At 72.0% G+C, this 22,133-nt stretch carries 24 protein-coding genes and 1 tRNA gene; 16 read left to right on the forward strand and 9 right to left on the reverse strand.

Annotated elements, in window-relative coordinates:
- On the forward strand, positions 1-1,383 hold the full coding sequence (gene pntB / locus I847_RS0118480; protein ID WP_028050870.1) for a Re/Si-specific NAD(P)(+) transhydrogenase subunit beta: 1,383 nt from the start codon (positions 1-3) through the stop codon (positions 1,381-1,383).
- Positions 1,384-1,483: 100 nt separating this feature from the next.
- On the forward strand, positions 1,484-2,764 hold the full coding sequence (gene eno / locus I847_RS0118485; RefSeq protein ID WP_028050871.1) for a phosphopyruvate hydratase: 1,281 nt from the start codon (positions 1,484-1,486) through the stop codon (positions 2,762-2,764).
- Positions 2,765-2,786: 22 nt separating this feature from the next.
- Here the strand turns inward: eno and I847_RS27505 are convergent, their stop codons facing one another.
- Entirely contained in the window at positions 2,787-3,233 is a 447-nt protein-coding gene (locus tag I847_RS27505; protein ID WP_155856227.1) for a hypothetical protein, read from the reverse strand.
- Between the two features lie 40 nt (positions 3,234-3,273).
- On the opposite strand from I847_RS27505, the gene I847_RS27510 reads away from it, so the two are divergent.
- The 9 genes from I847_RS27510 to I847_RS0118530 all read left to right on the forward strand — a co-directional run bounded on the left by I847_RS27510 (position 3,274) and on the right by I847_RS0118530 (position 9,641).
- Positions 3,274-3,738 (forward strand): septum formation initiator family protein, encoded by a 465-nt coding sequence (locus I847_RS27510; protein ID WP_231384283.1) that lies wholly within the window; start codon positions 3,274-3,276, stop codon positions 3,736-3,738.
- A gap of 27 nt (positions 3,739-3,765) precedes the next feature.
- Positions 3,766-4,269: a DUF501 domain-containing protein gene (locus I847_RS0118495; protein WP_028050872.1), complete on the forward strand. Its 504-nt coding sequence runs from the start codon at positions 3,766-3,768 to the stop codon at positions 4,267-4,269.
- A gap of 178 nt (positions 4,270-4,447) precedes the next feature.
- Complete coding sequence (locus I847_RS0118500) at positions 4,448-5,401, forward strand: Ppx/GppA phosphatase family protein (protein ID WP_028050873.1); 954 nt, start codon at positions 4,448-4,450, stop codon at positions 5,399-5,401.
- Positions 5,402-5,646: 245 nt separating this feature from the next.
- A complete protein-coding gene (locus I847_RS0118505) occupies positions 5,647-5,976 on the forward strand; it encodes a PadR family transcriptional regulator (protein ID WP_028050874.1) in 330 nt (109 codons plus the stop codon).
- A gap of 86 nt (positions 5,977-6,062) precedes the next feature.
- Positions 6,063-6,302, forward strand: a complete 240-nt coding sequence (locus tag I847_RS0118510) for a hypothetical protein (protein WP_028050875.1) — start codon at positions 6,063-6,065, stop codon at positions 6,300-6,302.
- A gap of 69 nt (positions 6,303-6,371) precedes the next feature.
- On the forward strand, positions 6,372-7,139 hold the full coding sequence (locus tag I847_RS0118515) for a hypothetical protein (protein ID WP_028050876.1): 768 nt from the start codon (positions 6,372-6,374) through the stop codon (positions 7,137-7,139).
- Between the two features lie 121 nt (positions 7,140-7,260).
- Positions 7,261-8,736 (forward strand): NAD(P)/FAD-dependent oxidoreductase, encoded by a 1,476-nt coding sequence (locus I847_RS0118520; protein WP_028050877.1) that lies wholly within the window; start codon positions 7,261-7,263, stop codon positions 8,734-8,736.
- 85 nt (positions 8,737-8,821) lie between these two features.
- Positions 8,822-8,895: transfer RNA gene (locus I847_RS0118525), tRNA-Leu, on the forward strand.
- 191 nt (positions 8,896-9,086) lie between these two features.
- The gene (locus tag I847_RS0118530; RefSeq protein WP_155856228.1) at positions 9,087-9,641 is read left to right on the forward strand and encodes a hypothetical protein; all 555 of its coding nucleotides are present in this window, start codon (positions 9,087-9,089) and stop codon (positions 9,639-9,641) included.
- 61 nt (positions 9,642-9,702) lie between these two features.
- On the opposite strand, the gene I847_RS0118535 is transcribed toward I847_RS0118530, so the two are convergent.
- The 3 genes from I847_RS0118535 to I847_RS0118545 form a co-directional block, all read right to left on the reverse strand.
- Positions 9,703-10,566, reverse strand: coding sequence for a siderophore-interacting protein (locus I847_RS0118535; protein ID WP_028050879.1), 864 nt, complete (start codon positions 10,564-10,566; stop codon positions 9,703-9,705).
- A 90-nt stretch (positions 10,567-10,656) separates the two neighbouring features.
- Positions 10,657-11,526 (reverse strand): ABC transporter permease subunit, encoded by an 870-nt coding sequence (locus I847_RS0118540; protein ID WP_028050880.1) that lies wholly within the window; start codon positions 11,524-11,526, stop codon positions 10,657-10,659.
- A complete protein-coding gene (locus I847_RS0118545) occupies positions 11,523-12,461 on the reverse strand; it encodes an ABC transporter ATP-binding protein (RefSeq protein ID WP_028050881.1) in 939 nt (312 codons plus the stop codon). Before I847_RS0118545 ends, I847_RS0118540 begins: the two co-directional genes overlap by 4 nt.
- Positions 12,462-12,671: 210 nt before the next feature.
- Between I847_RS0118545 and I847_RS0118550 the strand changes: the two genes are divergently transcribed.
- Positions 12,672-13,493 carry a Bax inhibitor-1/YccA family protein gene (locus I847_RS0118550; protein WP_028050882.1) on the forward strand — a complete coding sequence of 274 codons (822 nt, stop codon included), beginning with the start codon at positions 12,672-12,674 and terminating at the stop codon, positions 13,491-13,493.
- Positions 13,494-13,587: 94 nt separating this feature from the next.
- Positions 13,588-14,952: a cystathionine beta-synthase gene (locus tag I847_RS0118555; protein ID WP_028050883.1), complete on the forward strand. Its 1,365-nt coding sequence runs from the start codon at positions 13,588-13,590 to the stop codon at positions 14,950-14,952.
- Between the two features lie 3 nt (positions 14,953-14,955).
- Here the strand turns inward: I847_RS0118555 and I847_RS0118560 are convergent, their stop codons facing one another.
- Both I847_RS0118560 and I847_RS0118565 read right to left on the reverse strand, forming a co-directional pair.
- Positions 14,956-15,519, reverse strand: coding sequence for a TetR-like C-terminal domain-containing protein (locus I847_RS0118560; protein ID WP_028050884.1), 564 nt, complete (start codon positions 15,517-15,519; stop codon positions 14,956-14,958).
- On the reverse strand, positions 15,512-16,366 hold the full coding sequence (locus tag I847_RS0118565) for an alpha/beta fold hydrolase (protein ID WP_028050885.1): 855 nt from the start codon (positions 16,364-16,366) through the stop codon (positions 15,512-15,514). Before I847_RS0118565 ends, I847_RS0118560 begins: the two co-directional genes overlap by 8 nt.
- Before the next feature lie 109 nt (positions 16,367-16,475).
- Between I847_RS0118565 and I847_RS0118570 the strand changes: the two genes are divergently transcribed.
- The 3 genes from I847_RS0118570 to I847_RS0118580 are packed head-to-tail and all read left to right on the forward strand — an operon-like array spanning position 16,476 to position 18,685.
- Positions 16,476-16,883, forward strand: coding sequence for an FKBP-type peptidyl-prolyl cis-trans isomerase (locus I847_RS0118570; RefSeq protein WP_028050886.1), 408 nt, complete (start codon positions 16,476-16,478; stop codon positions 16,881-16,883).
- A 48-nt stretch (positions 16,884-16,931) separates the two neighbouring features.
- On the forward strand, positions 16,932-17,747 hold the full coding sequence (locus tag I847_RS24825; protein WP_034610887.1) for a MerR family transcriptional regulator: 816 nt from the start codon (positions 16,932-16,934) through the stop codon (positions 17,745-17,747).
- Positions 17,748-17,791: 44 nt separating this feature from the next.
- The gene (locus I847_RS0118580) at positions 17,792-18,685 is read left to right on the forward strand and encodes a transglutaminase domain-containing protein (RefSeq protein WP_028050887.1); all 894 of its coding nucleotides are present in this window, start codon (positions 17,792-17,794) and stop codon (positions 18,683-18,685) included.
- A gap of 223 nt (positions 18,686-18,908) precedes the next feature.
- Here the strand turns inward: I847_RS0118580 and I847_RS0118590 are convergent, their stop codons facing one another.
- The 3 genes from I847_RS0118590 to msrA form a co-directional block, all read right to left on the reverse strand.
- On the reverse strand, positions 18,909-20,159 hold the full coding sequence (locus I847_RS0118590) for a D-arabinono-1,4-lactone oxidase (RefSeq protein ID WP_028050888.1): 1,251 nt from the start codon (positions 20,157-20,159) through the stop codon (positions 18,909-18,911).
- A complete protein-coding gene (locus I847_RS0118595; RefSeq protein ID WP_051275061.1) occupies positions 20,156-21,007 on the reverse strand; it encodes a CPBP family intramembrane glutamic endopeptidase in 852 nt (283 codons plus the stop codon). The genes I847_RS0118590 and I847_RS0118595 overlap by 4 nt, the downstream gene beginning before the upstream one ends.
- Before the next feature lie 321 nt (positions 21,008-21,328).
- Positions 21,329-21,997: a peptide-methionine (S)-S-oxide reductase MsrA gene (gene msrA, locus I847_RS0118600; RefSeq protein WP_034610890.1), complete on the reverse strand. Its 669-nt coding sequence runs from the start codon at positions 21,995-21,997 to the stop codon at positions 21,329-21,331.
- Between the last annotated feature and the right edge of the window lie 136 nt (positions 21,998-22,133).

Here is a 22,133-nt window from a genome sequence, read left to right on the forward strand (position 1 = left end):
GTGCCGCAGTCCCTCGCCCCGGCCGTCTACCTCCTCGCCGCGGTGCTGTTCGTGCTCAGCCTCGCCGGCCTGTCGAAGCAGGAGACCGCGCGCCGCGGCAACCTCGCCGGGATCGTGGGCATGGCGCTCGCCCTGGTCGCGACGATCGCGCTGGCGCTGGACGACTCCGAGCGTCCGGTCGCCGTCACGGGGTCGCTGATCCTCCTCGTGCTCGTGGTGGGCGCGACCGTCGGCACGTGGCAGGCCCGCCGCGTCGAGATGACGCAGATGCCCGAGCTGATCGCCGTCCTGCACTCGTTCGTCGGGCTCGCGGCGGTGCTCGTCGGCTACAACTCCTTCCTCACCGAACCGGACGACCCGGCGCACCTCGTCGAGGTCTTCCTCGGCGTGCTCATCGGTGCCGTGACGTTCACCGGCTCGATCGTCGCGTTCCTGAAGCTGTCGGCGCGCATCCGGTCGGCGCCGCTGAACCTGCCGGGCCGCAACTGGCTCAACCTCGCCATGGTCGTCGCGTGCGCCGGGCTGCTCGCCTGGTTCCTGGCCGCGCACGGCGTCCTGCCGCTGCTGCTCATGACCGCCATCGCGCTGCTTCTCGGCTGGCACCTGGTCGCCTCGATCGGCGGCGGCGACATGCCCGTCGTCGTCTCGATGCTCAACTCGTACTCCGGGTGGGCGGCGGCTGCGGCGGGGTTCATGCTCGGCAACGACCTGCTCATCGTCACCGGGGCGCTCGTGGGGTCGTCGGGTGCGATCCTCAGCTGGTTCATGTGCCGGGCCATGAACCGGTCGTTCGTCAGCGTGATCCTGGGCGGGTTCGGCACGTCCGAGGGCACGGTGGTCGCCTCCGACGGCTCGCTCGGCGAGCACCACGAGATCACGGCGCCCGGGGTCGCGTCCCTGCTCCTCGACGCCCGCACCGTCGTCATCACGCCCGGGTACGGGATGGCCGTCGCCAAGGCGCAGTACCCGGTGGCGGAGCTCGTCGGCAGGCTGCGGGCGCGGGGGATCGACGTGCGGTTCGGCGTACACCCCGTGGCGGGCCGGTTGCCCGGGCACATGAACGTGCTGCTCGCGGAGGCGCGCGTGCCGTACGACATCGTGCTCGAGATGGACGAGATCAACGGCGACCTGGCGGGCACGGACGTGGTGCTCGTCATCGGCGCGAACGACACCGTGAACCCTGCGGCCGTCGACGACCCGTCGTCGCCGATCGCCGGGATGCCCGTGCTCGAGGTGTGGAAGGCAGCGCGGGTCGTCGTGTTCAAGCGCTCGATGGCCACCGGGTACGCGGGCGTCCAGAACCCGCTGTTCTTCCGGGAGAACACGTCGATGCTGTTCGGGGACGCCAAGGACCAGGTCGAGCAGATCATGCTCGGTGTGTGACGTAGAGCGACCGTCCCAAGGCCGAAGGGCTCTACGCAGGGGGTCACCCCGCGGCACTAGGGTGAGGTCGTAAACCCACCCGCTCGTCAAAGGAGCTCCCATGGCCAGCATCGAGGCCGTCGGCGCCCGCGAGATCTTGGACTCGCGCGGCAACCCCACTGTCGAGGTCGAGGTTGCCCTCGACGACGGCACCATCGCCCGTGCTGCCGTCCCGTCGGGCGCGTCGACCGGAGCGTTCGAGGCCGTCGAGCGTCGTGACGGTGACTCGGCCCGCTACCTGGGCAAGGGCGTCGAGGAGGCCGTGAACGCGGTCATCGACGAGATCGCCCCCGAGCTCATCGGCTTCGAGGCCACGGAGCAGCGTCTCGTCGACGCCGCCCTGATCGACCTCGACGGCACCGCCAACAAGGGCAAGCTCGGCGCCAACGCGATCCTCGGCGTCTCCCTGGCCGTGGCCAAGGCCGCCGCCGACTCGGCCAACCTGCCGCTGTTCCGCTACATCGGCGGACCCAACGCCCACGTGCTGCCGGTCCCCATGATGAACATCCTCAACGGCGGGTCGCACGCCGACTCGAACGTCGACATCCAGGAGTTCATGGTCGCGCCCATCGGCGCCACCACCTACCGCGAGGCCCTGCGCAGCGGCGTCGAGGTCTACCACTCCCTGAAGTCCGTGCTCAAGGGCAAGGGCCTGTCCACGGGCCTGGGCGACGAGGGTGGCTTCGCCCCCAACCTGGCGAGCAACCGCGAGGCGCTGGACCTGATCCTGGTCGCCATCGAGAAGGCCGGCTTCACGCCCGGCGTCGACCTGGGCCTCGCGCTCGACGTCGCCGCGACCGAGTTCTTCAAGGACGGCGCCTACCAGTTCGAGGGCAAGTCGCTGTCGAACGAGGAGCTCTCGGCCTACTACGAGCAGCTGGTGAAGGACTACCCGCTGGTCTCCATCGAGGACCCGCTGTCCGAGGACGAGTGGGAGGGCTGGAGCCACCTGGTCGCCACCATCGGCGACAAGGTGCAGATCGTCGGCGACGACCTGTTCGTCACCAACCCCGAGCGTCTGCGCAAGGGCATCGAGCTCAAGTCGGCCAACTCGCTGCTGGTCAAGCTCAACCAGATCGGCACGCTCACCGAGACGCTGGACGCCGTCGAGCTCGCGCAGCGCAGCGGCTTCACGACGATGACCTCGCACCGCTCCGGCGAGACCGAGGACACCACGATCGCGGACCTGTCCGTGGCCACGAACGCCGGCCAGATCAAGACCGGTGCCCCGGCCCGTGGCGAGCGCATCAACAAGTACAACCAGCTCCTGCGCATCGAGGAGGAGCTGGACGACGCCGCGGTGTACGCGGGTCGTTCGGCGTTCCCCCGCTTCAAGGGCTGACGCACCGCACGACGAAGGCCGGTCACGACAGGTGGCCGGCCTTCGCCGTGCCCGCAACGCTCCGGTCGTGACGAGCCGCCTGCGGCCGACCGGGTCCTTCCGCTGGGACGCGTCGGTGCGTGAGCGGTCCGGCGCGCCCGTGGGGAGCGGGGTCCGGCCGGGTCGGCTCGGGCCGGGGCAGAATCTGTCGCATGTCTGCCCCTCGACGTCCGGCGTCCCCGAGCGCGCCGCCTCGTCGGGCGACGCCGCGCACGGGTGCGGGCAGGGCGTCGTCGGCAGGTCCGACCGACGGAACGCCACCGGACCCCGGCCCGCGCGCACCGTCCTCGGCGGCACGCCCGTCGCCCTCGCGCCCTTCGCCGCCGCCGTCGGCCTCTCGGCCGTCGTCGTCCGCCCGGCCTGCGTCGTCGTCGGCCAGACCCCCGTCGTCGTCGCGACCTGCGGCGACCCGGCCCGCGTCCCGCGGCACGCCGGCGACCCCGCCGCGGGGCACCGCGCGTGCAGAACGCGTGCAGGTGACCGTGCCGCGGCTGTTCACCGTGCGGGCGATCGTGTTCGGCTGCGTCCTGCTGCTCGCCTTCGTGCTGGTCTACCCGACGCTGCACTCCTACCTGCAGCAGAAGGCGGACGTCGACCAGCTGCGGGCGCAGGTTGCCGCTGCCCAGGAGCGCAACGACGACCTCCAGGCGGACCTCGACCGCTGGAAGGACCCCGCCTACGTGGCCACCCAGGCGCGCGAGCGGCTGTCGTTCGTCCTGCCGGGCGAGAAGGCGTTCCACGTGTCCGACCCCGAGACCGTCCCGGACACCACGCCGACCGCGCAGGGACCGGCAGCGGCGCTCGACACCGGTTCGACGCAGCCCTGGTACGCCTCCGTGTGGCAGTCGGTGCAGGTGGCCGGCAAGACTCCGGTGGCCGCGACCCCGGACGCCCCGGGCGACAATGGGACGTCGGCCCCTTCGTCGGGCGGCTGACGCTTCCCCGACCTGAACGGACCTCTCGTGACGCGCAAGCCCCTCGACGCCGTGACCGACCACGACATCGCCGTCCTGGCCGAGCAGCTCGGTCGCCCGCCCCGAGGGGTCGTCGGCATCGCCGCCCGGTGCATCTGCGGTCGCCCGCTCGTCGTCCGCACCGCACCGCGCCTGGACGACGGCACCCCGTTCCCCACGACCTACTACCTGACCTCCCCACCGGCGGTCGCTGCCGTGAGCACCCGCGAGGCGACGGGTCTGATGAAGGAGCTCACCGCCCGGCTCGCCGACGACGACGAGCTCGCGGCCGCCTACCAGCGCGCGCACGAGGCCTACCTGGCCGACCGTGAGGAGCTCGGGCACGTCGAGGAGATCGCCGGCATCTCGGCGGGCGGCATGCCGAACCGGGTCAAGTGCCTGCACGTCCTCGTCGGTCACGCACTGGCGGCCGGTCCGGGCGTCAACCCGATCGGCGACGAGGTCCTGTCCCTCATCCGCGACGAGTGGCGCCCCGACCGCTGCACCTGCTGACCCCCGGACACCCTCCCAACGTCCGCACTCGTATGGCCCCTGGCCCCACCGAGTGCGGACGTTGCTGATTCACCTGACGTGACGTCCGCGCTCGTGTGGCTCATAGGCCCATCGAGTGCGGACGTTGGGAGTGTTGGGTCCGGCGTCGTCGGCGGGTGGGGGTGCGAGGATGGGTGGCGTGACGCGTGTGGCTGCCATCGACTGTGGGACCAACTCGATCCGGTTGCTGGTGGCGGATGTCGATCCGCGCGCCGGCACGCTGGTGGACCTGGACCGGCGGATGGAGGTGGTCCGGCTCGGGCAGGGCGTGGACCGCACCGGTCGGATCGCCCCGGAGGCCCTCGCGCGGACGCTGGACGCCGCCCGGCGCTACAACGACATCTGCACGGAGCTGGGCGTCGAGGCGATCCGGTTCGTCGCGACGTCCGCATCGCGCGACGCCGAGAACCGCGCCGACTTCGTGAACGGCGTGCACGACGCGCTGGGCGTGGAGCCTGAGGTCGTCGAGGGGCTCGAGGAGGCCGAGCTGTCCTTCCAGGGCGCCACGGGCGTGCTGGCCGGCAAGCACCCGGGACCGTTCCTCGTCGTCGACCTGGGTGGTGGCTCGACGGAGCTCGTGCTCGGCAGCGACTCGGTGCAGGCGGCCTTCTCGATGGACGTCGGGTGCGTCCGGCTGACCGAGCGGCACCTGCACACCGACCCGCCGACCCCCGACGAGGTCGGGCGGTCCCGACGAGACGTCGCCGCGGCCCTCGACACGGCGTCCGCGCACGTGCCGCTCGGCGAGACGGTCACGCTGGTCGGGCTGGCGGGCACGGTGACGACCGTGACGGCCCACGCGCTCGGGCTGACCAGCTACGACCCCCACGCGATCGACGGCTCGGTGCTGCCCGTCGAGACGGTCCTGGCCGCCTGCGAGGACCTGCTGGCGCGCAACCACGAGCAGCGGGCAGCGCTGGGGTTCATGCACCCCGGACGAGTCGACGTGATCGGTGCGGGTGCACTGGTGTGGCACGAGGTGGTGAGCCGGGTGCGCGACGACGTCGTGCGGGCCGGGGGAGAGCTGACCTCCGTCGTGACCTCGGAGCACGACATCCTCGACGGCATCGCCTGGAGCGTCGCGACCCGCTGAGCTGCGTCCGTCCGACGAACCGGCCGGAGATCGGCGCGCACGCGTTGCCGCACCGATTCCCGCCGTCGGCCGGGAAGCTCTGTCCGCACCTCGGCACGACGGCCCGCGCGACTCGCCGGTGTTTCGTCGTGGACGGTAGTGCGCAGCGTGTACTACCGTCGCGTCTGCGGGAGCTCGGAGGGGGCTCGCACCACGCTCGCCCGACGCTCAGCGCGCCTGGCCCAGGGGAGAACCGAGGAGGTCGCATGGACACCACACAGCTGCTCAAGGGCGTGCTGGACCTGGCCGTGCTTGCCGTCGTCAGCACGGAGGACGGGTACGGGTACGACGTCGTGCGACGCCTGCGGGCTGCCGGCATCGAGGAGGTCGGGGACGCCTCCGTGTACGGGACGCTGCGCCGGCTCTACTCGTCGGGGGCGCTGACGTCCTACGTCGTGCCGAGCGACGAGGGACCGCACCGCAAGTACTACGGCATCAATGCGCAGGGGCGAGCGATGCTCGACGCCCAGCGCAAGGACTGGCAGGAGTTCGCAGGGACCATGAGTCGCCTGCTCGAGACGGAGGTCGTGCGATGAGCGTCCTGGACAGCACCGAGGTTCTGGACGTCGCGGGCTAAGCGGCCGCGGTACGCCGCAGCCTCGTCGACCTCGGCCCGGACCAGGTGGACGACCTGACCGACGACCTCGAGGCCGACCTGGCCGACGCGCTCGCGGACGAGCGGCACAACGCCCACGGCCGCGGTGTGCTCGAGCAGTTCGGGCCGCCCGAGGACTACGCGGCTGAGCTGCGGACGGCGGCAGGTCTGCTCCCGATGGCCGAACCGAGGCGGCGCTCGGTCAGGGAGCTGGCCGGCACGCCGAAGGCGAGCCTCAGCCGCCTGCTCGGGTACCTGCGCGGGTAGCGCTGGTGGCCGCCGGTCGAGGGCTTCCTCGTCGCGATCCGGCCGGTCTGGTGGCTGGTCCGCGCCTGGGTGGGCTACCAGGTGGTGCTGCTCTTCCTGGGCATCCAGGGCTGGCTGCCCGGCTCGGCCCCGGCGTTCGTCTTCCTCGCCGCCCTCGTCGTGCTCAGTGTGCAGTGGGGCCGTGGAGTCTGGTTCCGCTCCGGTGCGCTGCACGGGCTTGCGGCTACGGCCAACGTGCTGGCGATCGTCGCGGTGCTGCCTGTCACCGCCGGGCTGCAGGCGACGATGGGCAGCTGGGAGGACGCGTACCACAGCGGCGGGTACTCGTATTCCGAGTCGCAGGTGCCGGACGACGGCGTGCTCATCGACGGGAGTCCGGTGAGCAACATCTACGCGTACGACGCGGAGGGCAACCCGCTCCAGGACGTCCAGCTCTTCGATGAGGCCGGGCGCCCGATCCGCACCTCAGGTGCCTACGACTCCTCGCCGACCTGGACTCCCGAGACGGGTGAGCCGTGGATGCTGCTCAGCAGGCCGGACGCGGACGGCCGCACCCGCTGGAACGTCTACCCGCTGCTCGGTGCGCCCGAGTCGACGCTCAACACCGATGGCGACGGGATCTACTACCCGCCGGTCGGCGGTGTGACCCCGCGGATCCCACCCGCACCGTTCGCCAAGGCACCCGCCCTGGATGCGGCACCGTCCACAGATGCCGACCCGGCCGCGCCGACGCCGAGCGCCAGTGCGTCGGCGTCCGCCGCGCCGCCCGCCGGCCAGGACCCGGCGGTCGCCAGCCCGGGCGCGGGCCCGGTCGTGCCGCCGGGCACCACTCCCTGAGGACCGTGAGACGGCGCACGGCACCAGACGTGCGCCGTCTCACAGTCCCTGTGCGCCCACTGTGCGCATCGTCACCGGCTCAGGGAGGGCGTCCGCGATGCGGCGCCGCTACCGTTGAGGTATGCCCTCCTCATCCCCGGACGTCGCCAGCCCCCAGGCCACCGTGGACTTCGCGGTGCGGCCGGGAAAGCCCCGCAAGGTGCCCCGCATCGTCGTCCTGGGCGGCGGAACCGTGGGCCTGTACACCGCCCGCCGGCTGCGCAAGCGGCTCGGCAAGCGCGAGGCGGCGATCGTCGTCGTCGACCCGCGTCCCTACATGACCTACGCCCCGTTCCTGCCCGAGGCGGCGGCCGGCTCCATCGACCCGCGTCACATGGTCGCCCCGCACCGCCGCGCGCTCAAGGGCGTCGACGTGCTGCAGGGCAAGGTCAGCCAGATCCACCACGCGGAGCGCACCGTGGAGATCACGCCCGAGGAGGGCGCCTCCTACTGGATCACCTACGACCACCTGGTCGTCGGTCTCGGCGCGGTCGCCCGCACGCTGCCCATCCCGGGGCTCGCGGAGGTCGGCATCGGCTTCAAGAACGTCGAAGAAGCCGTCGCGCTGCGCAACCACGTGCTCAACCGCATCGACGTGGCCGCCAGCACCTGGGACCCGGAGCTCCGTCGCAAGATGCTCACCTTCGTCTTCGTCGGCGGCGGCTTCGCCGGTGTCGAGGCGCTCGGCGAGGTCGAGGACATGGCACGCGCCGCAGTGAAGTACTACAAGGCCGTCGAGCAGGAGGAGCTGCGGTTCGTCCTGGTCGAGGGGTCGCCACGGATCCTGCCCGAGGTCAGCGAGGAGCTGGGCGGGTACACGCTCGAGCAGCTGCGCAAGCGCGACATCGAGATCCACCTCTCGACGTTCCTGAGCAGCTGCGTGGACGGTCACGTGGTCCTGTCCAACAAGCTGGAGTTCGACGCCGAGACGATCGTGTGGACCGCCGGCGTGAAGGCCAACCCGGTGCTGCGGAGCTCGGACCTTCCGCTCGACAAGCAGGGTCGCCTCATCTGCAACGTCTTCCTCCAGGTCGCGCAGGAGGACGGCACCGTCGTCCCGGACGCGTACGGAGCCGGCGACTGCGCCGCGGTGCCCGACCTCTACAACCCGGGTCAGTTCTGCCCGCCCAACGCGCAGCACGCGCTGCGCGAGGGCAACCACCTCGGCGACAACCTGGCTCGGATCCTGCGCTCGGCGCCGCCGACCGAGTACAAGCACAAGAACGTCGGCGCCGTCGCCTCGCTCGGCATGTACAAGGGCGTCGCGCAGATGTTCGGCCGGATCAAGGTCAAGGGGTTCCTGGCCTGGGTGCTGCACCGGAGCTACCACGTGGCGGCCATGCCGACCTGGAACCGCAAGATCCGGATCGCGGCCGGCTGGACCGGCGCCCTGCTGCTTCGTCGTGAGGTCGTCGCCCTGGGCAGCCTGCACGACCCGCGCGCCGAGTTCCGGGCCGCGTCCGTGCCGGCCAAGCCGCGTGCGGTCGAGGACTCCCCAGCCCTGCCGCCGCAGAAGGCCGAGCCGGGCTCGCCCGCGGAGAAGGCCGCCACAGCCTGAGGATCGTCCGTCTCGACGACGAGCCCCGGCCCGCCCTGTTGCGGACCGGGGCTCGCGCGTTCCCCTGGCAGGATGAGCGGCGTCCGCCCCCGTAGCCCAACTGGCAGAGGCAGCCGGCTTAAACCCGGCACAGTCCGGGTTCGAAACCCGGCGGGGGCACCCGAGCATCCGAGCCGACGTGGGCCCGGTGGTCCACGCACCCGGCGCGGCGGCACCGAACCTCGGAGCGACCAGGAGGTCAACCACGGCGCCCGTCCGACCGATGACATGTACGGGCCGTGCGTACCGATCGGGAAGCGGCCACCCGTCGGGCGCGCCCGTGCCACGGGCCTCTACCTGGGAGACGCATGATGAGCACGCCTGCGGCCGGCTGGTTCCCCGAACCAGACGCCCCGCCTGGCCCGCCACGCGAACCCGAGGGCTTCGGCTCGATCGACGGGGCTCACCTGGGCCACCCCGCCGGCTCCCTCCGGGCGGTCGACGTCCCGACGCCGGCCGAGCCGCGGGAGCCGGCCGCCGGGCCGACGCCGGCCGAGCCGCGCCACCCGGCCGCCGAGCCGGCGCCGGCCGAGCCGCGCCACCCGGCCGCCGAGCCGACGCCCGACGCCTGGGCGGTCGACGGCCTGCCGGCCGGCTGGGACGAGGGTCTGGTGGACGTCGGCGACCTGGTGTGGGAGCTGCCGCGCGAGCGGCACACGGGCCGCATGATCGCGATCGCCGTCGGTGCGCTCGTCGCGCTGCTGGTCGTCGTCAAGATCATCAGCGCGGTCGTCGGCGGGACGGACGATCCGCCCGTGGGCGGACCAGGCATCGTGGAAGCGCCTGCAGCGTGGGTGGTGCCGGCGCCGGGCGCGGGCGAGGAACCCCCGCCGGACGCGACACCGAAGGCCCCGACCTACGCCTAGCCCGGACACGGGCCCGCCCGTGACCGGCCGTCCGGCCGCCGCGGAGACGAGCCGACGACCCTCAGACGAGGCCGGCTGCGACCTCGGACTGTTCGATGGTCGCGAGCCAGTCGCGCTTCGTCGCGCGCCAGCCCTCGTCGTCCGCCCCGAGACGCCAGTAGCCGGACACGGACAGCTGGTCGCGCGGTACGTCCCGCTCGGTGCGCAGGTGGCGGCGGAGCTCACGGACCGCGCCGGCCTCGCCGTGCACGAAGGCGCTGACGGGTCCGTCGAGCGGCGGGAGGCCGGCGACTGCCTCGACGAGCGCTGGGCCGGGCACGCCGAAGCCCTGGTGCACCCAGTGCACACGGACACCCGGGGGGCCGCTGAGCGGGATCTCGTCCTCCGGGCCGTGGACCTCGATCACGGCGTGGCCGACGGCGTCGGGTGCGAGTCGTTCGAGCGCGACGGCGATCGCGGGCAGGGCGCTCGCGTCGCCCGCCAAGAGGTGGCAGGCCGCGGTCGGGTCCGGGGACCAGGCGCCGCCGGGGCCGACGAGCAGCACCTCGTCGCCCGTCTGTGCGCCCTCCGCCCAGGGCCCTGCCACGCCGTCGTCACCGTGCACGACGAAGTCGAGCGTCAGCTCGCCGTCCGCGAAGTCGCGGACCGTGTACGAACGCTGCCGAGGCTGGTCCGTGGGCGGCAGGGCGGCGCGCACGGCGTCGAGGTCCAGGCGACCGTCGGAGCGCAGGGGCCGCGGAGCGCCCGCCGGCAGGAACACGACCTTGACGTAGGAATCGGCGTGCGGGGAGGGCTCGAACGCGGCCAGGCCGGGACCGCCGACGACCACGCGGACCATCGTCGCCGAGATCTGCTCGGTGCGGACCACCTCCGCGACGAACGGTGCGGGGCGGGCCTTGGCCTGGGGGATCGCGGTGTCGGTCATCGGTGTCCTTCGTGTGTCTGAGTCGCCCACGCTACCTGGGCACGACGAAGGGGCGGCCCGGCGTCCGGACCGCCCCCTCGAAGACCAGCGTCAGGCGTCGCGCCTCTTGAGCAGGATCGCGGCGACCGCGAGGATGACGAGCACCCAGGCCACGAGGACGCCGTAGCCCTGCCAGGCCGTCAGGTGGGCCCCGATCGAGCCGGTCTGGAAGTCCGCGATCTCTCTGTCGGTGAACGTGATCAGCAGGCCGGCGCTCGGGGCGATCACGCTCCCGGGCAGGAAGACCGCGATCTCCTGGAGCGGCTTCCAGGGGACCAGCTGCAGGACGATCGGGACGAGGAGGATCAGCCCGAGGACCGAGGACACGGCCGCCGCGGAGTGGCGCATGAGTGCCCCGAACGCGAACGCGAGCAGACCGATCGTCGCGATGTACAGCGCCGTGCCGATCAGGGCGCGCACGTGCTGGGAGTTCCCCAGGTCGACGCCGAGCCCGTTGTCGTGGAAGAACAGCCACTGCAGCGCCGCGGAGACAGCGACCCCGATCAGGGCCACCCCGAACATGGAGAGGCCGGCGACGATTCCCTTGGACCACAGCACCGGCAGCCGCTTGGGCGCGGCCGACAGGCTCGTCCGGATCATGCCGGTGGAGTACTCGCCCGTGATCGTGAGCGCGCCCAGGACAGCAACGGCGAACTGCCCGAAGGCGACGCCGAGGATGAACGGCGCGAGCGCGTTCGTCGCGTCGGGGTCGGACGGATCGCTCGCGCTCTTCAGCGCGAGGGTGAACAGCAGGATCATCGCGACCATCGTGACGAGGAAGGTTCCGAGCGTCCAGAAGGTCGAGCGCACGGACCAGAACTTGATCCACTCGCTGCGCAGCAGGTGCAGGAACGAGAGCCTGCCCTTGGGCGGGGCGGCGGCGACCGGGGTGGTCGGCGGGGTGGCGACTGCGGTGCTCATCGAGCGACCTCCTGCGTAGGCGCGGCGGGAACCTCGGACGAGTGGTACTCGACCGAGTCCTGCGTCAGGGACATGTAGGCCTCCTCGAGCGAGCCGGCGACCGGCGTCAGCTCGTGCAGGACCACGCGGTTGGCGGCGGCGAGCTCGCCGACCTGGACGGACGTTGCGCCGACGACGGTGAGCACGCCCGGCGAGTCGGACGTCACCGTGACGTCGGGACCCTGCAGCAGTGCCGCCAGGTCCGTGGCCTGCGGCGAGACGACGCGGACCGTCTCCTGGGTAGCCTGCGCGATCACGGTCGCGGTCGGTCCGGAGGTGATGATCCGTCCACGGCCGATGACCAGGAGGTGGTCGGCCGTCACGGCCATCTCGCTCATCAGGTGCGAGGACAGGAACACCGTCCGGCCCTGGGACGCGAGGTAGCGCACCAGGTTGCGGACCCACAGGACCCCCTCCGGGTCGAGGCCGTTGACGGGCTCGTCCAGGATCAGGGTGTGCGGGTCGCCGATCAGGGCCGACGCGATGCCCAGCCGCTGGCCCATGCCGAGGGAGAAGCCGCCGACGCGACGCTTGGCCACGGCGTCGAGACCCGTCATCGAGATGACCTCGTTGACCCTCTTGTCGCCGATGCCGTGCGTCGCGGCGAGCGCGCGCAGGTGGTTGCGGGCGCTGCGGCCGGTGTGGACCGCCTTCGCCTCGAGCAGGGCGCCCACCTCGGTGAGCGGCGAGTGGTGCTGCGCGTAGGGCTTGCCGTTGACGGCCACCGTGCCGGCCGTCGGGCGGTCCAGGCCCATGATCATGCGCATCGTGGTGGACTTCCCGGCCCCGTTCGGACCGAGGAATCCGGTCACCCGGCCCGGCTCCACGGTGAACGAGATGGCGTCCACTGCCGTCTTGGACCCGTACCTCTTGGTCAGGCCTTGTGCCTCGATCATTGCCAGATCCTCATTCTCGGGAGCACGTCTTCTGCAAACTGCCAGGAACGACCCTAGGCGGGTCCGCCGACGCGGTGCATCGGTCCATGGGGGGAGGGCCGCGCTCCGATCGGACGATGCGGCGTGTCACAAGGAACGATCCCCTGCCCCGAGGCGTTCGCTACGGTGACAGACTCGTACAAACGCGCCCGATCCGTCCAGGAGGACGCCATGGCAAACCCGATCTTCGACAACAGTCCCGTCTTCCAGGACCCGGTCAAGCGCCGCGGTGACAAGACGAACGCCGCCCCGGGCGGGGTGACGTACGCCACGCCGGCTGCGACGACCGACGCGGCGTCGCTCGAGGCGCTCTACGGCACGCCCGCGGCGACCACCCGCGAGACCGGTCGCCTGACGTACGACGACGTCGTCGTCCGGACCGCCGGTCTGCTGGTCGTCCTGGTCGCGGTCGGCGCCGCGACCTGGGTGCTCGCGCCGGGCCTGTGGTGGATCGGCGCGATCGTGGGCCTTGTGCTCGGCCTCGTGAACGCGTTCCGCCGGGAGCCGAGCCCGGGCCTCATCATCCTGTACGCCGCCTTCGAGGGCATGTTCCTCGGGGGGCTCAGCAAGTTCTACGAGGAGCAGTGGAACGGGATCGTCGGGCAGGCCGTGCTGGCCACGCTGTCGGTGTTCGCGGTGTCGCTCGTCCTCTTCTCGTCCGGCAAGGTGCGCGTGACGGACAAGTTCCGCCGCACCGTGCTCCTGGGGCTGATCGGCTACTGCCTGTTCTCCCTGGTCAACCTCGTGGTCTGGCTCTTCAACCCGGGCAGCGTGTTCGGCCCGCTGCGTTCCGGTTGGCTCGGGATCGCGGTCGGTCTGATCGCCGTGGGCCTCGCCGCCGCGAGCCTGATCATCGACTTCGACTCGATCAAGCGCGGCGTCGACAAGGGCGTACCGGCCAAGCTCGCCTGGACGGCCGCGTTCGGCCTCGTCGTGACCCTGATCTGGCTCTACCTGGAGCTCCTGCGCATCCTGGCGATCTTCCGTAACTAGCTCGTCTGGCATGGTCTGCCGGCTGCCCGGGTGCGAAGATCGCGCTCGGGCGGTCGCGCGTCAGGACCGTCCACCCCGGACGCATCGGAGCACCGTGAAGTACGCGAAGCACATCTCTGAGCTGGTCGGCGGGACGCCCCTGGTGCAGCTGACGGCCGTCACCGAGGGCATCGCCGCGACGATCCTGGCCAAGATCGAGTACCTGAACCCCGGCGGGTCCGTGAAGGACCGGATCGCGCTGAAGATGATCGAGGCGGCCGAGGCGTCCGGGGAGCTCCAGCCCGGCGGGACGATCGTCGAGCCGACCAGCGGCAACACGGGCGTCGGGCTGGCGCTGGTCGCCCAGCGCAAGGGCTACCGCTGCGTGTTCGTCTGCCCGGACAAGGTCAGCCAGGACAAGCGGGACGTGCTGCGGGCCTACGGCGCGGAGGTCGTCGTGACGCCGACCGCGGTCGCACCCGACCACCCCGACTCCTACTACTCGGTGTCCGACCGCCTGGTGCAGGAGATCCCGGGCGCGTGGAAGCCGAACCAGTACGCCAACCCGAACGGGCCGGCGAGCCACTACGAGTCGACCGGTCCCGAGATCTGGGCGGACACCGACGGCCAGGTCACGCACGTCGTGGCCGGCGTCGGGACGGGCGGCACGATCACCGGGACCGGGCGCTACCTCAAGGACGTGTCGCAGGGGCGGGTCGTGGTGGTCGGAGCCGACCCGGCGGGCTCGGTGTACTCCGGCGGCGACGGCCGGCCGTACCTCGTCGAGGGCGTCGGTGAGGACTTCTGGCCGACGGCCTACGACCCGTCCGTGCCGGACGAGATCATCGCGGTCACCGACGCGGACTCCTTCGAGATGACCCGGCGGCTCGCGCGCGAGGAGGGGCTGCTCGTCGGCGGCTCGTGCGGGATGGCCGTCGTGGCGGCCCTGCAGTACGCGCGCGACCTCCCGGCGGACGCGGTCGTCGTCGTGATCCTGCCCGACGGGGGCCGTGGCTACCTGTCCAAGATCTTCAACGACTCGTGGATGCGGTCGTACGGGTTCCTGGCGGCCGACGAGGGCGCGACGGTGGCCGACGTGCTGCGCACGAAGACCGGTGCGCTGCCCAACCTGGTCCACACCCATCCCAGCGAGACGGTGCGCGACGCGATCGAGATCCTGCACGAGTACGGCGTCTCCCAGATGCCGGTAGTCGGTGCCGAGCCGCCCGTGAAGATCGGCGAGGTGGCGGGAGCGGTCAGCGAGAAGCTGCTGCTCGACGCGGTGTTCTCGGGGGAGGCCGGGCTGGCCGACCGCGTCGACAAGCACATGGCACCCGCGCTGCCGCTGATCGGGTCCGGGGAGAGCGTGCAGTCGGCTCGGGAGGCGCTGCAGAAGGCGGACGCCCTCATGGTGGTGGACGACGGCTCGCCGGTCGGGGTCCTCACGCGGCACGACCTCCTGGGCTTCCTGGCGAGGTGACGCTCAGACGCTCAGTCGGACGAGCCCGCTGACGAGTCCGTCGACGAGGAACGAGAAGCTCGCGTCGACGTCCTCGGGCATCCCGAACCCACCGGCCAGCTCGAGCACGACGAACCCGTGCACGGCGGCCCGCACCGCGCGGACCGCGTCGATCCGGTTCTCCGCCGGCACGCCGAGCGCGACGACCGCCCGGGCCAGGTCGTCGACGACCGCCGCACTGGCCTCTCGGACCTCGTCGGCCGCCGGGTCGTGGATCCATGCCGTGCCCTGGACCGCGTCGTACCGCCCGGGCGTGGAGCGAGCGTAGGCGCGCGTGGCGTGACCTATGGCCGACAGCGAGTCGAGGGTGCGCATGAGGTCGGCGAACTCCCGCACGCAGACGAGCGCCACGTCCCTGCGCAGCCCGGGGAGTCCGTCGACGTGCTTGTACAGGCTCGGCACCGCGACGCCCGCGCGTGCCGCGACCGCGGCGAGGGTGAGGTCGGCGTAGCCGGTCGGGCCGCCGTCGTCGACCACGCGCAGGGCGAGGTCGACGACGGCGGCGTGGTCGAGGCCGGCCCTAGGCAACGGCCTGGAACGTGTTCTCGAGGCGGGGCAGGGAGGCCAGGAAGGCGAGGGTGTCGTCGACGACGACCTGGGGTGCCTGGTGCTCCGGGTGGTGGCCGACGTCCGGGATGAGGGTGACCTCGGCGTCGATCGCCGACCGCAGCCAGAGCGCCTCGGCGGCCGGGTCCGTGAAGTCGGGGTCCAGCGCGCCGACGAAGGCGACGGCCGGCGCGACGACCTCGCCGAGGCGGGTCTCGACCGGCGCGTGCGTGAGCTGGAGCGACAGGTGCCGGAACGAGCGCAGGTGGCCGGGCCGCCGGAGCGACGCCTTGATGTCGGCGACGTGCTCGTCGAGCCACGGGCCCTGGGTGCCACGCGTGAAGTAGGTGCGGTAGAGGCGTGCCCACGCGGCGGCGCCCCAAGGGCGCTGCAGGGCCACCCGGACCAAGCCGTGCATGGTGGCGCTGGCGGCGGCGCCCATCGGAGCGTCGCGCAGGATCGGCCCGGTCAGGACGAGCCCGGCGACGAGGTCCGGCCGCTCGGCGGCGGCCCAGGCGGCGGAGGCCGCCCCCATCGAGTTGCCGCCGACGACGGCCGGCCCGCCCAGGTGCTCGACGAGCGCGACGATGTCCTCACCGGTCACGACGTCGCCGTGGGTGGCGAACGTGGTGTCGGAGTCGCCGTGGCCTCGTAGGTCCATGCAGGCGACGCGGTAGCCGGCGCCGGTCAGGGGGCCGACGACGTCCCGCCACGCCGTGCGCAGGTCACCCATGCCGGGCACGAGGACGACGAGCGGTGCGTCGGGTGCGCCCTCGATCGTGTAGGCGATCCGCCCGTCGGGGCGGCTGATGTGGTGGACGGTGGTCATGACCTAAAAGCTAATGGCATTAGCTTTTAGCGTCAACCCCTGTGATTCGGCGAGTGTCAGGGCGGGGCGGCAAGATGGGCGGGCACTGTCATCCACAGAAGGAGTTGTCATGTCCGCAGCGCTGCCCGAGGTCTCGGGTTCCTTCGGCGAGAAGCCGACCCTGACGTTCCCGGCGGGCTCTCCGTCCGGTGAGCTCGAGATCTCGGTCCTCTCCCGCGGCGACGGCGCGCTCGTCGAGGCCGGCGACGACATCGAGGTCCACTACCTCGGTCAGGCCTGGAACGGCGGGGTGTTCGACAACTCCTACGACCGCCGCTCCTCGATCAGCTTCGGCATCGGCGTCGGGCAGGTCATCGCGGGCTGGGACGAGGGTCTCGTCGGCCAGCAGGTCGGTTCGCGCGTGCTCCTGTCGATCCCGTCGCACCTGGGCTACGGCGACCGTGGCGTCCCGCAGGCCGGGATCAAGGGCGGCGACACGCTCGTCTTCGTCGTCGACATCGTCGGCACCAGCCACTGAGCTCATGACCGACAGACCCCCGCCTGCGTTCGTCGGCGGGGGTCTGTCGTGCCTGAGGTGACGATCGGGGAGTTCGCGCGACGCTCCGGGCTGTCGCTCAAGGCGCTGCGGCTCTACGACGCCCGCGGCCTGCTCCCGCCGGTCCGGGTCGACGACGCCAGCGGCTACCGGTACTACGCGCCGGACCAGCTCGAGCGCGCTCACACCATCGCGCTCCTGCGCCGGCTCGACATGCCGCTGAGCGTGATCGGCGACGTCCTGGCCGAGCCACCGGAACGGGTGGGCGTGACGTTGCGCGCGTGGTGGCAGGAGCGTCGCCGCGACCTGTCGGAGCGCGGGCCGGAGATGGAGCTCGTGCTGACCTCGCTGGGAGCGGACTCGACCCTGGGTGCGACGGGACGGTTCGGGGTGGACGACGTGGTCGTCGCTCCGCACCCGGCGCGAACGGTGGCGACGATCCGCAAGCACGTGCTCCAGGAGGACCTCGTGCCGACGATCATGGCGGACGTCACGGAGCTCCGGGCCTTCCTCGCGGCCGCCGGTGCGCGCTACGGCGTCGAGTACTGGGTGCTGTTCCACGGCGCCGTCGGCTTCGACGGCGACGGTCCGATCGAGGTCTGCGTCCCGTACGGCGGGCTCGTCGCGCCCACCGGCGCCATCACCCTCCGGCACGAGCCGGCGCACAGCGTCGCGTACGTCCCGGTGACGGCGGCCGACTGCCGCTACCCGGAGATCATCGGCGCGTACGTCGCGCTCGAGACGTGGCTGGTCGGTCGCGCGACCGTCGGGCCCGTTCGCGAGATCTACCCGGTGCCGTGGTCGGACGACGCGGTCGTGGTGCACGTCGCCCAGCCGATCGCGTGAGGGCCGCTTGACCCTTCCCCTGGGGAAGACACCACGCTGGCCCCATGCCGAACCTCGACGAGTACGCCACTCACAGCCCGTTCAGCGACCCCGGCCCGTCAGCCGGTCTGCTCGACGGGCTCTCGACGCAGACCGATGCCGTCCAGGAGGCCGCGCGCAACGCGATCATCCACTACCGCGGCAGCGCCGACGCGCTGTACGACGGCCAGGACGCGGACGTCGACCTGCGCTGGCTGTCGGAGATCCTGCGTGTGGCACAGGAGCGGTCGACCGCGCCCCTCTCGCAGGCGCGACCGCCGGGTGAGCAGGTGGCAGGCTGCTGCCGCGACCACGCGCTCTTCGCGATCTCGGTGCTCCGCCAGCACGGGATCCCTGCCCGCAGTCGTGTGGGGTTCGCTGCCTACTTCCAGCCCGGGTTCCACCACGACCACGTCGTCGGGGAACGGTGGGACGGCACGCGCTGGGTGCGGTTCGAGATCACCAACGGCAACGTCTCGTTCGACGGCCGTGACATGGCGACTGGGCTCGGTGCGCCGTTCGAGACCGCCGCCGAGGTCTGGCTGGCGCACCGAGCAGGCGCCGACGTGTCGTCCTACGGCGTCGACCCGTCGCTCCCGCACCTGTGCGGCCCGTCGTTCGTGCGCGGCTACGTCGTCGAGGAGCTCGCCCACCGGCAGCGCGACGAGCTGCTCCTGTGGGACGTCTGGGGCGACACGGTGCCGGACAACCCCCTGCCCGACGCGGAGCTCGACGCCCTTGCCGACGAGATCGCCGCCCTGCTCGTCGCGGCCGACGCGGGCGACGAGACCGCCGAGAAGGAGCTCGCGGAGCGGTACGCGAGCGACCCCCGACTGCATCCGCACGACGTGGTGACGCTGTCGCCGGTCGGGCGCGTGGGGGACACCGATCTCGACGCTCGGGTCACGCGCTGGCGGTGAACCCGGCTCGCCGACCGCGGTGCGCCCGCCGCGTCAGGACGAGGTGAGTGGGACGTCCTCGAACGTCGGCCACCGGCAGTCGATGCTCACGGCGAGAGCGTCGGTGTCGAACACGGGGGCCGGCAGGGTCGCCTCGAACCGCACCGGCACGCCCGGCACGAGATCGAGGCCGAAGAGGAACCGACGCAGGGAAGGGTGTCCACGAAGCGGCCTCCGCCGTCCGCTATCCCGACAGGCCGTGCCGCTCCAGGAACGCGTTGCGGAAGACGCCGTCCGGGTCGGTGCGGGCGACCAGGGAACGGAAGTCGTCCCACCGCGGGTAGAGGTGAGCCAGATCGCCCTCCCCGTCGGCGAACAGCTTGCCCCAGTGCGGCCGGGCGGCGAAGGGCGCAAGGGCGGCCGCCAGCGCCGGCAGCAGGGCGGCGACGAGATCGTCCAGCGGCCGCCACGTGAAGTGGATGCCGACGTGGTCCCCGCCGAACGCGGTGGAGAGCCACAGGTCGTCGCCGGCGATGGTGCGGATCTCGCTGACCTGCAGGAGCGGCGCGATCTGGTCGGACAGTGCGCGGACGGCGTGCAGCGCCTCGACGGCGCTGGAGCGTGGAACGAGGTACTCGGTCTGCAGCTCGGCGCCGTTGCTGGGTGTGAAGTCGAGGCGGAAGTGCGGCAGCCGTTCGTGCCAGGGTCCGGGCGAGGCCAGCTGCGCCGTGGTGTGCACCGGGTCGATGCCGGGCAACGGGTGCAGCTGGGCCGCGGCAGGGGTCGAGCCGTAGAACTCGGCGCGCGGCGCGAACGAGGACGACACGCGGGTCTTGCGCCAGACCTGCTGGATGCCGGAACCGCGCCAGTCCGTGAAGAGGCTGACGGAGCCGGCGCTCGAGGTCACGTCGTCGAGGTTGGCCAGGGCCGTCTCCCAGGGCAGGTCCTGGTGCACCTCCTGCGCGACGTCGTAGGTGGGCTCGATGTCGAGGCTCACCTCGACCGCGATCCCGAGCGCGCCGAGCGCGACGACCGATCCGGCGAAGTCGTCGTCGCCCCGCACGACGCGACGCGACGACCCGTCGGGGCCCACGAGGACCAGGCCGGACACCGCAGCGGCGAGGTTCTGCGACCGGTCACCCGAGCCGTGCGTCGCGGTGGCGACGGCGCCGGCCACCGAGATGTGCGGGAGCGACGCCAGGTTGCCGAGCGCCCAGCCGGCCTCGTGCAGCTGCTGGGCGAGGGTTCCGTAGCGGGTGCCCGCCGAGACGGTGACCGTTCGGGCGCCCGCGTCGATGCGGACCGAGGGCGGAAGCCCGTCCAGCGCGACGAGGGTCCCGGGTCCGTCGGCAAGGTCGTTGAAGCTGTGCCGCGAACCGAGCGCCCGCACGTGTGCGGACGACGCGACGATCTCCGACAGCTCCTCGACGCTGCGCGGGTGCCGGACGGTCGGTGCGCGGTAGGCGTAGTTGCCGGACCAGTTGGTGAGGGTCACGGACTCACCGTAGGCGCCGTCACGAAGATGTCGAACAGGGCCGGGTCGTGGGCGTGCACCAGGACCATGAAGACGAACAGGTCGAACAGGAGGTGCACGCAGACCACGTAGGTCAGGGAGGTCGTCCGTCGGAAGATCCAGCCCTGCACCAGCGCGAACGGGATGGTCAGCAGGGGACCCCACGACCGGTAGCCGAGCTCCCAGAGGAACGAGACGAAGACGCACGCCTGCAGGACGTTGGCCAGCCAGAACGAGAAGTGCGTCCGCAGCAGGGCCAGCACGATGCAGATGAAGAACAGCTCGTCCCAGATGCCGACGGCGTTCACGCCGACGAACAGCCGGGCGACGTCGCCCGGACCGTCGAGCGGCGGCCAGTTCTGCCAGACGCCGGACCGCAGGAAGTACGCGGGGAGGATGAGATAGGCGAACACCGCGACCGCGACGAGGTACACGGCCTGCCACCGGTCCCATCGCCGACCGGTGCGGACCGGGAAGTGGATCGCGTCGTCGTGGAACACGCGGCGAGAGAGCACGACGGGCACGACGACCGCGAGACCGAGCGCCACGGTGAACCGCAGCATGCCCGCGTTGGACAGGTCCGCGTGCAGGGAGATCGAGCTGACGGTCGCGATGCCGAGGCCCACGAGCCCGAGGTCGCGCCCGAGGCGCCGGTCGACCGCGAGCGCGAGCGCGATGCCGGCGACGAGCGGGACGTACCCGACCGGTCGGACGTGCACCGCGAAGATCAGGATCGCGGACCCGCACACGAGCGCGGCGGCGAGGAGCCGGAGCACCCGCACGAGGGCGGAGGGCCCGGGCCGGGCCGGGCCGCTCGACTGGTCGCTCACCTGAGCCAGTCTGGCGTAAAGCCCCAGGTGGACCGGGGTCCAACGCCGCGTGGACAGCCGTAGACCGACGCAGGGGACGCTCGATACGTTCTCACCGGACCGGCAGGCGTCAACGCCGACGCTCGCCGGCCCGCAGAGCCAGCTCGAGGGCGGCCGGCTACGGCTGCGGGGGACGCGTACCGGCCCCACATCGGGCGGGTGGCCGACACGCGGGGGCGAGTCGGCCGCCCGCCCGATCGCGCGGGATCGACGCCCGAGGTGGTGGTCGCGCGGCTCCGGCGCTGGCGCACTGAGCCGCGGACCGTCCCGGGCGTCGCGGTGCTACGCGCCCGTCGGACGCGGGCAGCTGGCGCCGGTCGCGTGCACCGGGCAGTAGCCGGCGGGGTTCTTGTCGAGGTACTGCTGGTGGTAGCCCTCGGCGTAGTAGAACGGGCCGGCCTCGTCGGCGGAGCGGATCTCCGTCGTGATGGTGCCGTAGCCCCGCTCGGTCAGTCGCGGCTGGAAGTCCGCGAGCGTGCTGCGCGCAGCCAGCTCCTGCTCGGGCGTCGTGGTGTAGATCGCGGAGCGGTACTGCGTGCCCGCGTCGTTGCCCTGCCGGTAGCCCTGCGTCGGGTCGTGGTTCTCCCAGAAGGTGCGGATGACGTCACCGGCCGACACGACGGCCGGGTCGTAGGCCACCAGCACGATCTCGGTGTGCCCGGTGAGGCCGGTGCACGTCTCCTCGTAGGTGGGGAACGGGGTGAAGCCGCCCTGGTAGCCGACGGCGGTCGTCACGACGCCCGGCAGGTTCCAGAAGGTCTTCTCAGCGCCCCAGAAACAGCCCATCGCCAGGTAGACGACCTCGGTGCCCTCGGGCCAGGGGCCCTGCAGGGGTGTGCCGAGCACGGTGTGGGTGGTGGGGATCGTGTACGCGTAGGCGTCTCTGCCCGCCAGCGCCCGCTCCGGGGTCACCATCGTCGTCTTGAGGGCGGATCCGAACAGCCAGTTCATGGTGGTGGTCCTCTCCGGGAGCCCGGTGGTCACCTGGGTGCTCCCGGCGTGTGCAACGGTGCCGGTGTTGTCCGTGTTCCCGCGGCGTCGCTCGTTCGGAAGGCCGCGTGCCCGTAGTACCGCCTAGCCTGGGGAA

Origin of the sequence: Cellulomonas sp. URHD0024, assembly GCF_000426185.1 — a bacterium.
Lineage (GTDB): Bacteria > Actinomycetota > Actinomycetes > Actinomycetales > Cellulomonadaceae > Cellulomonas.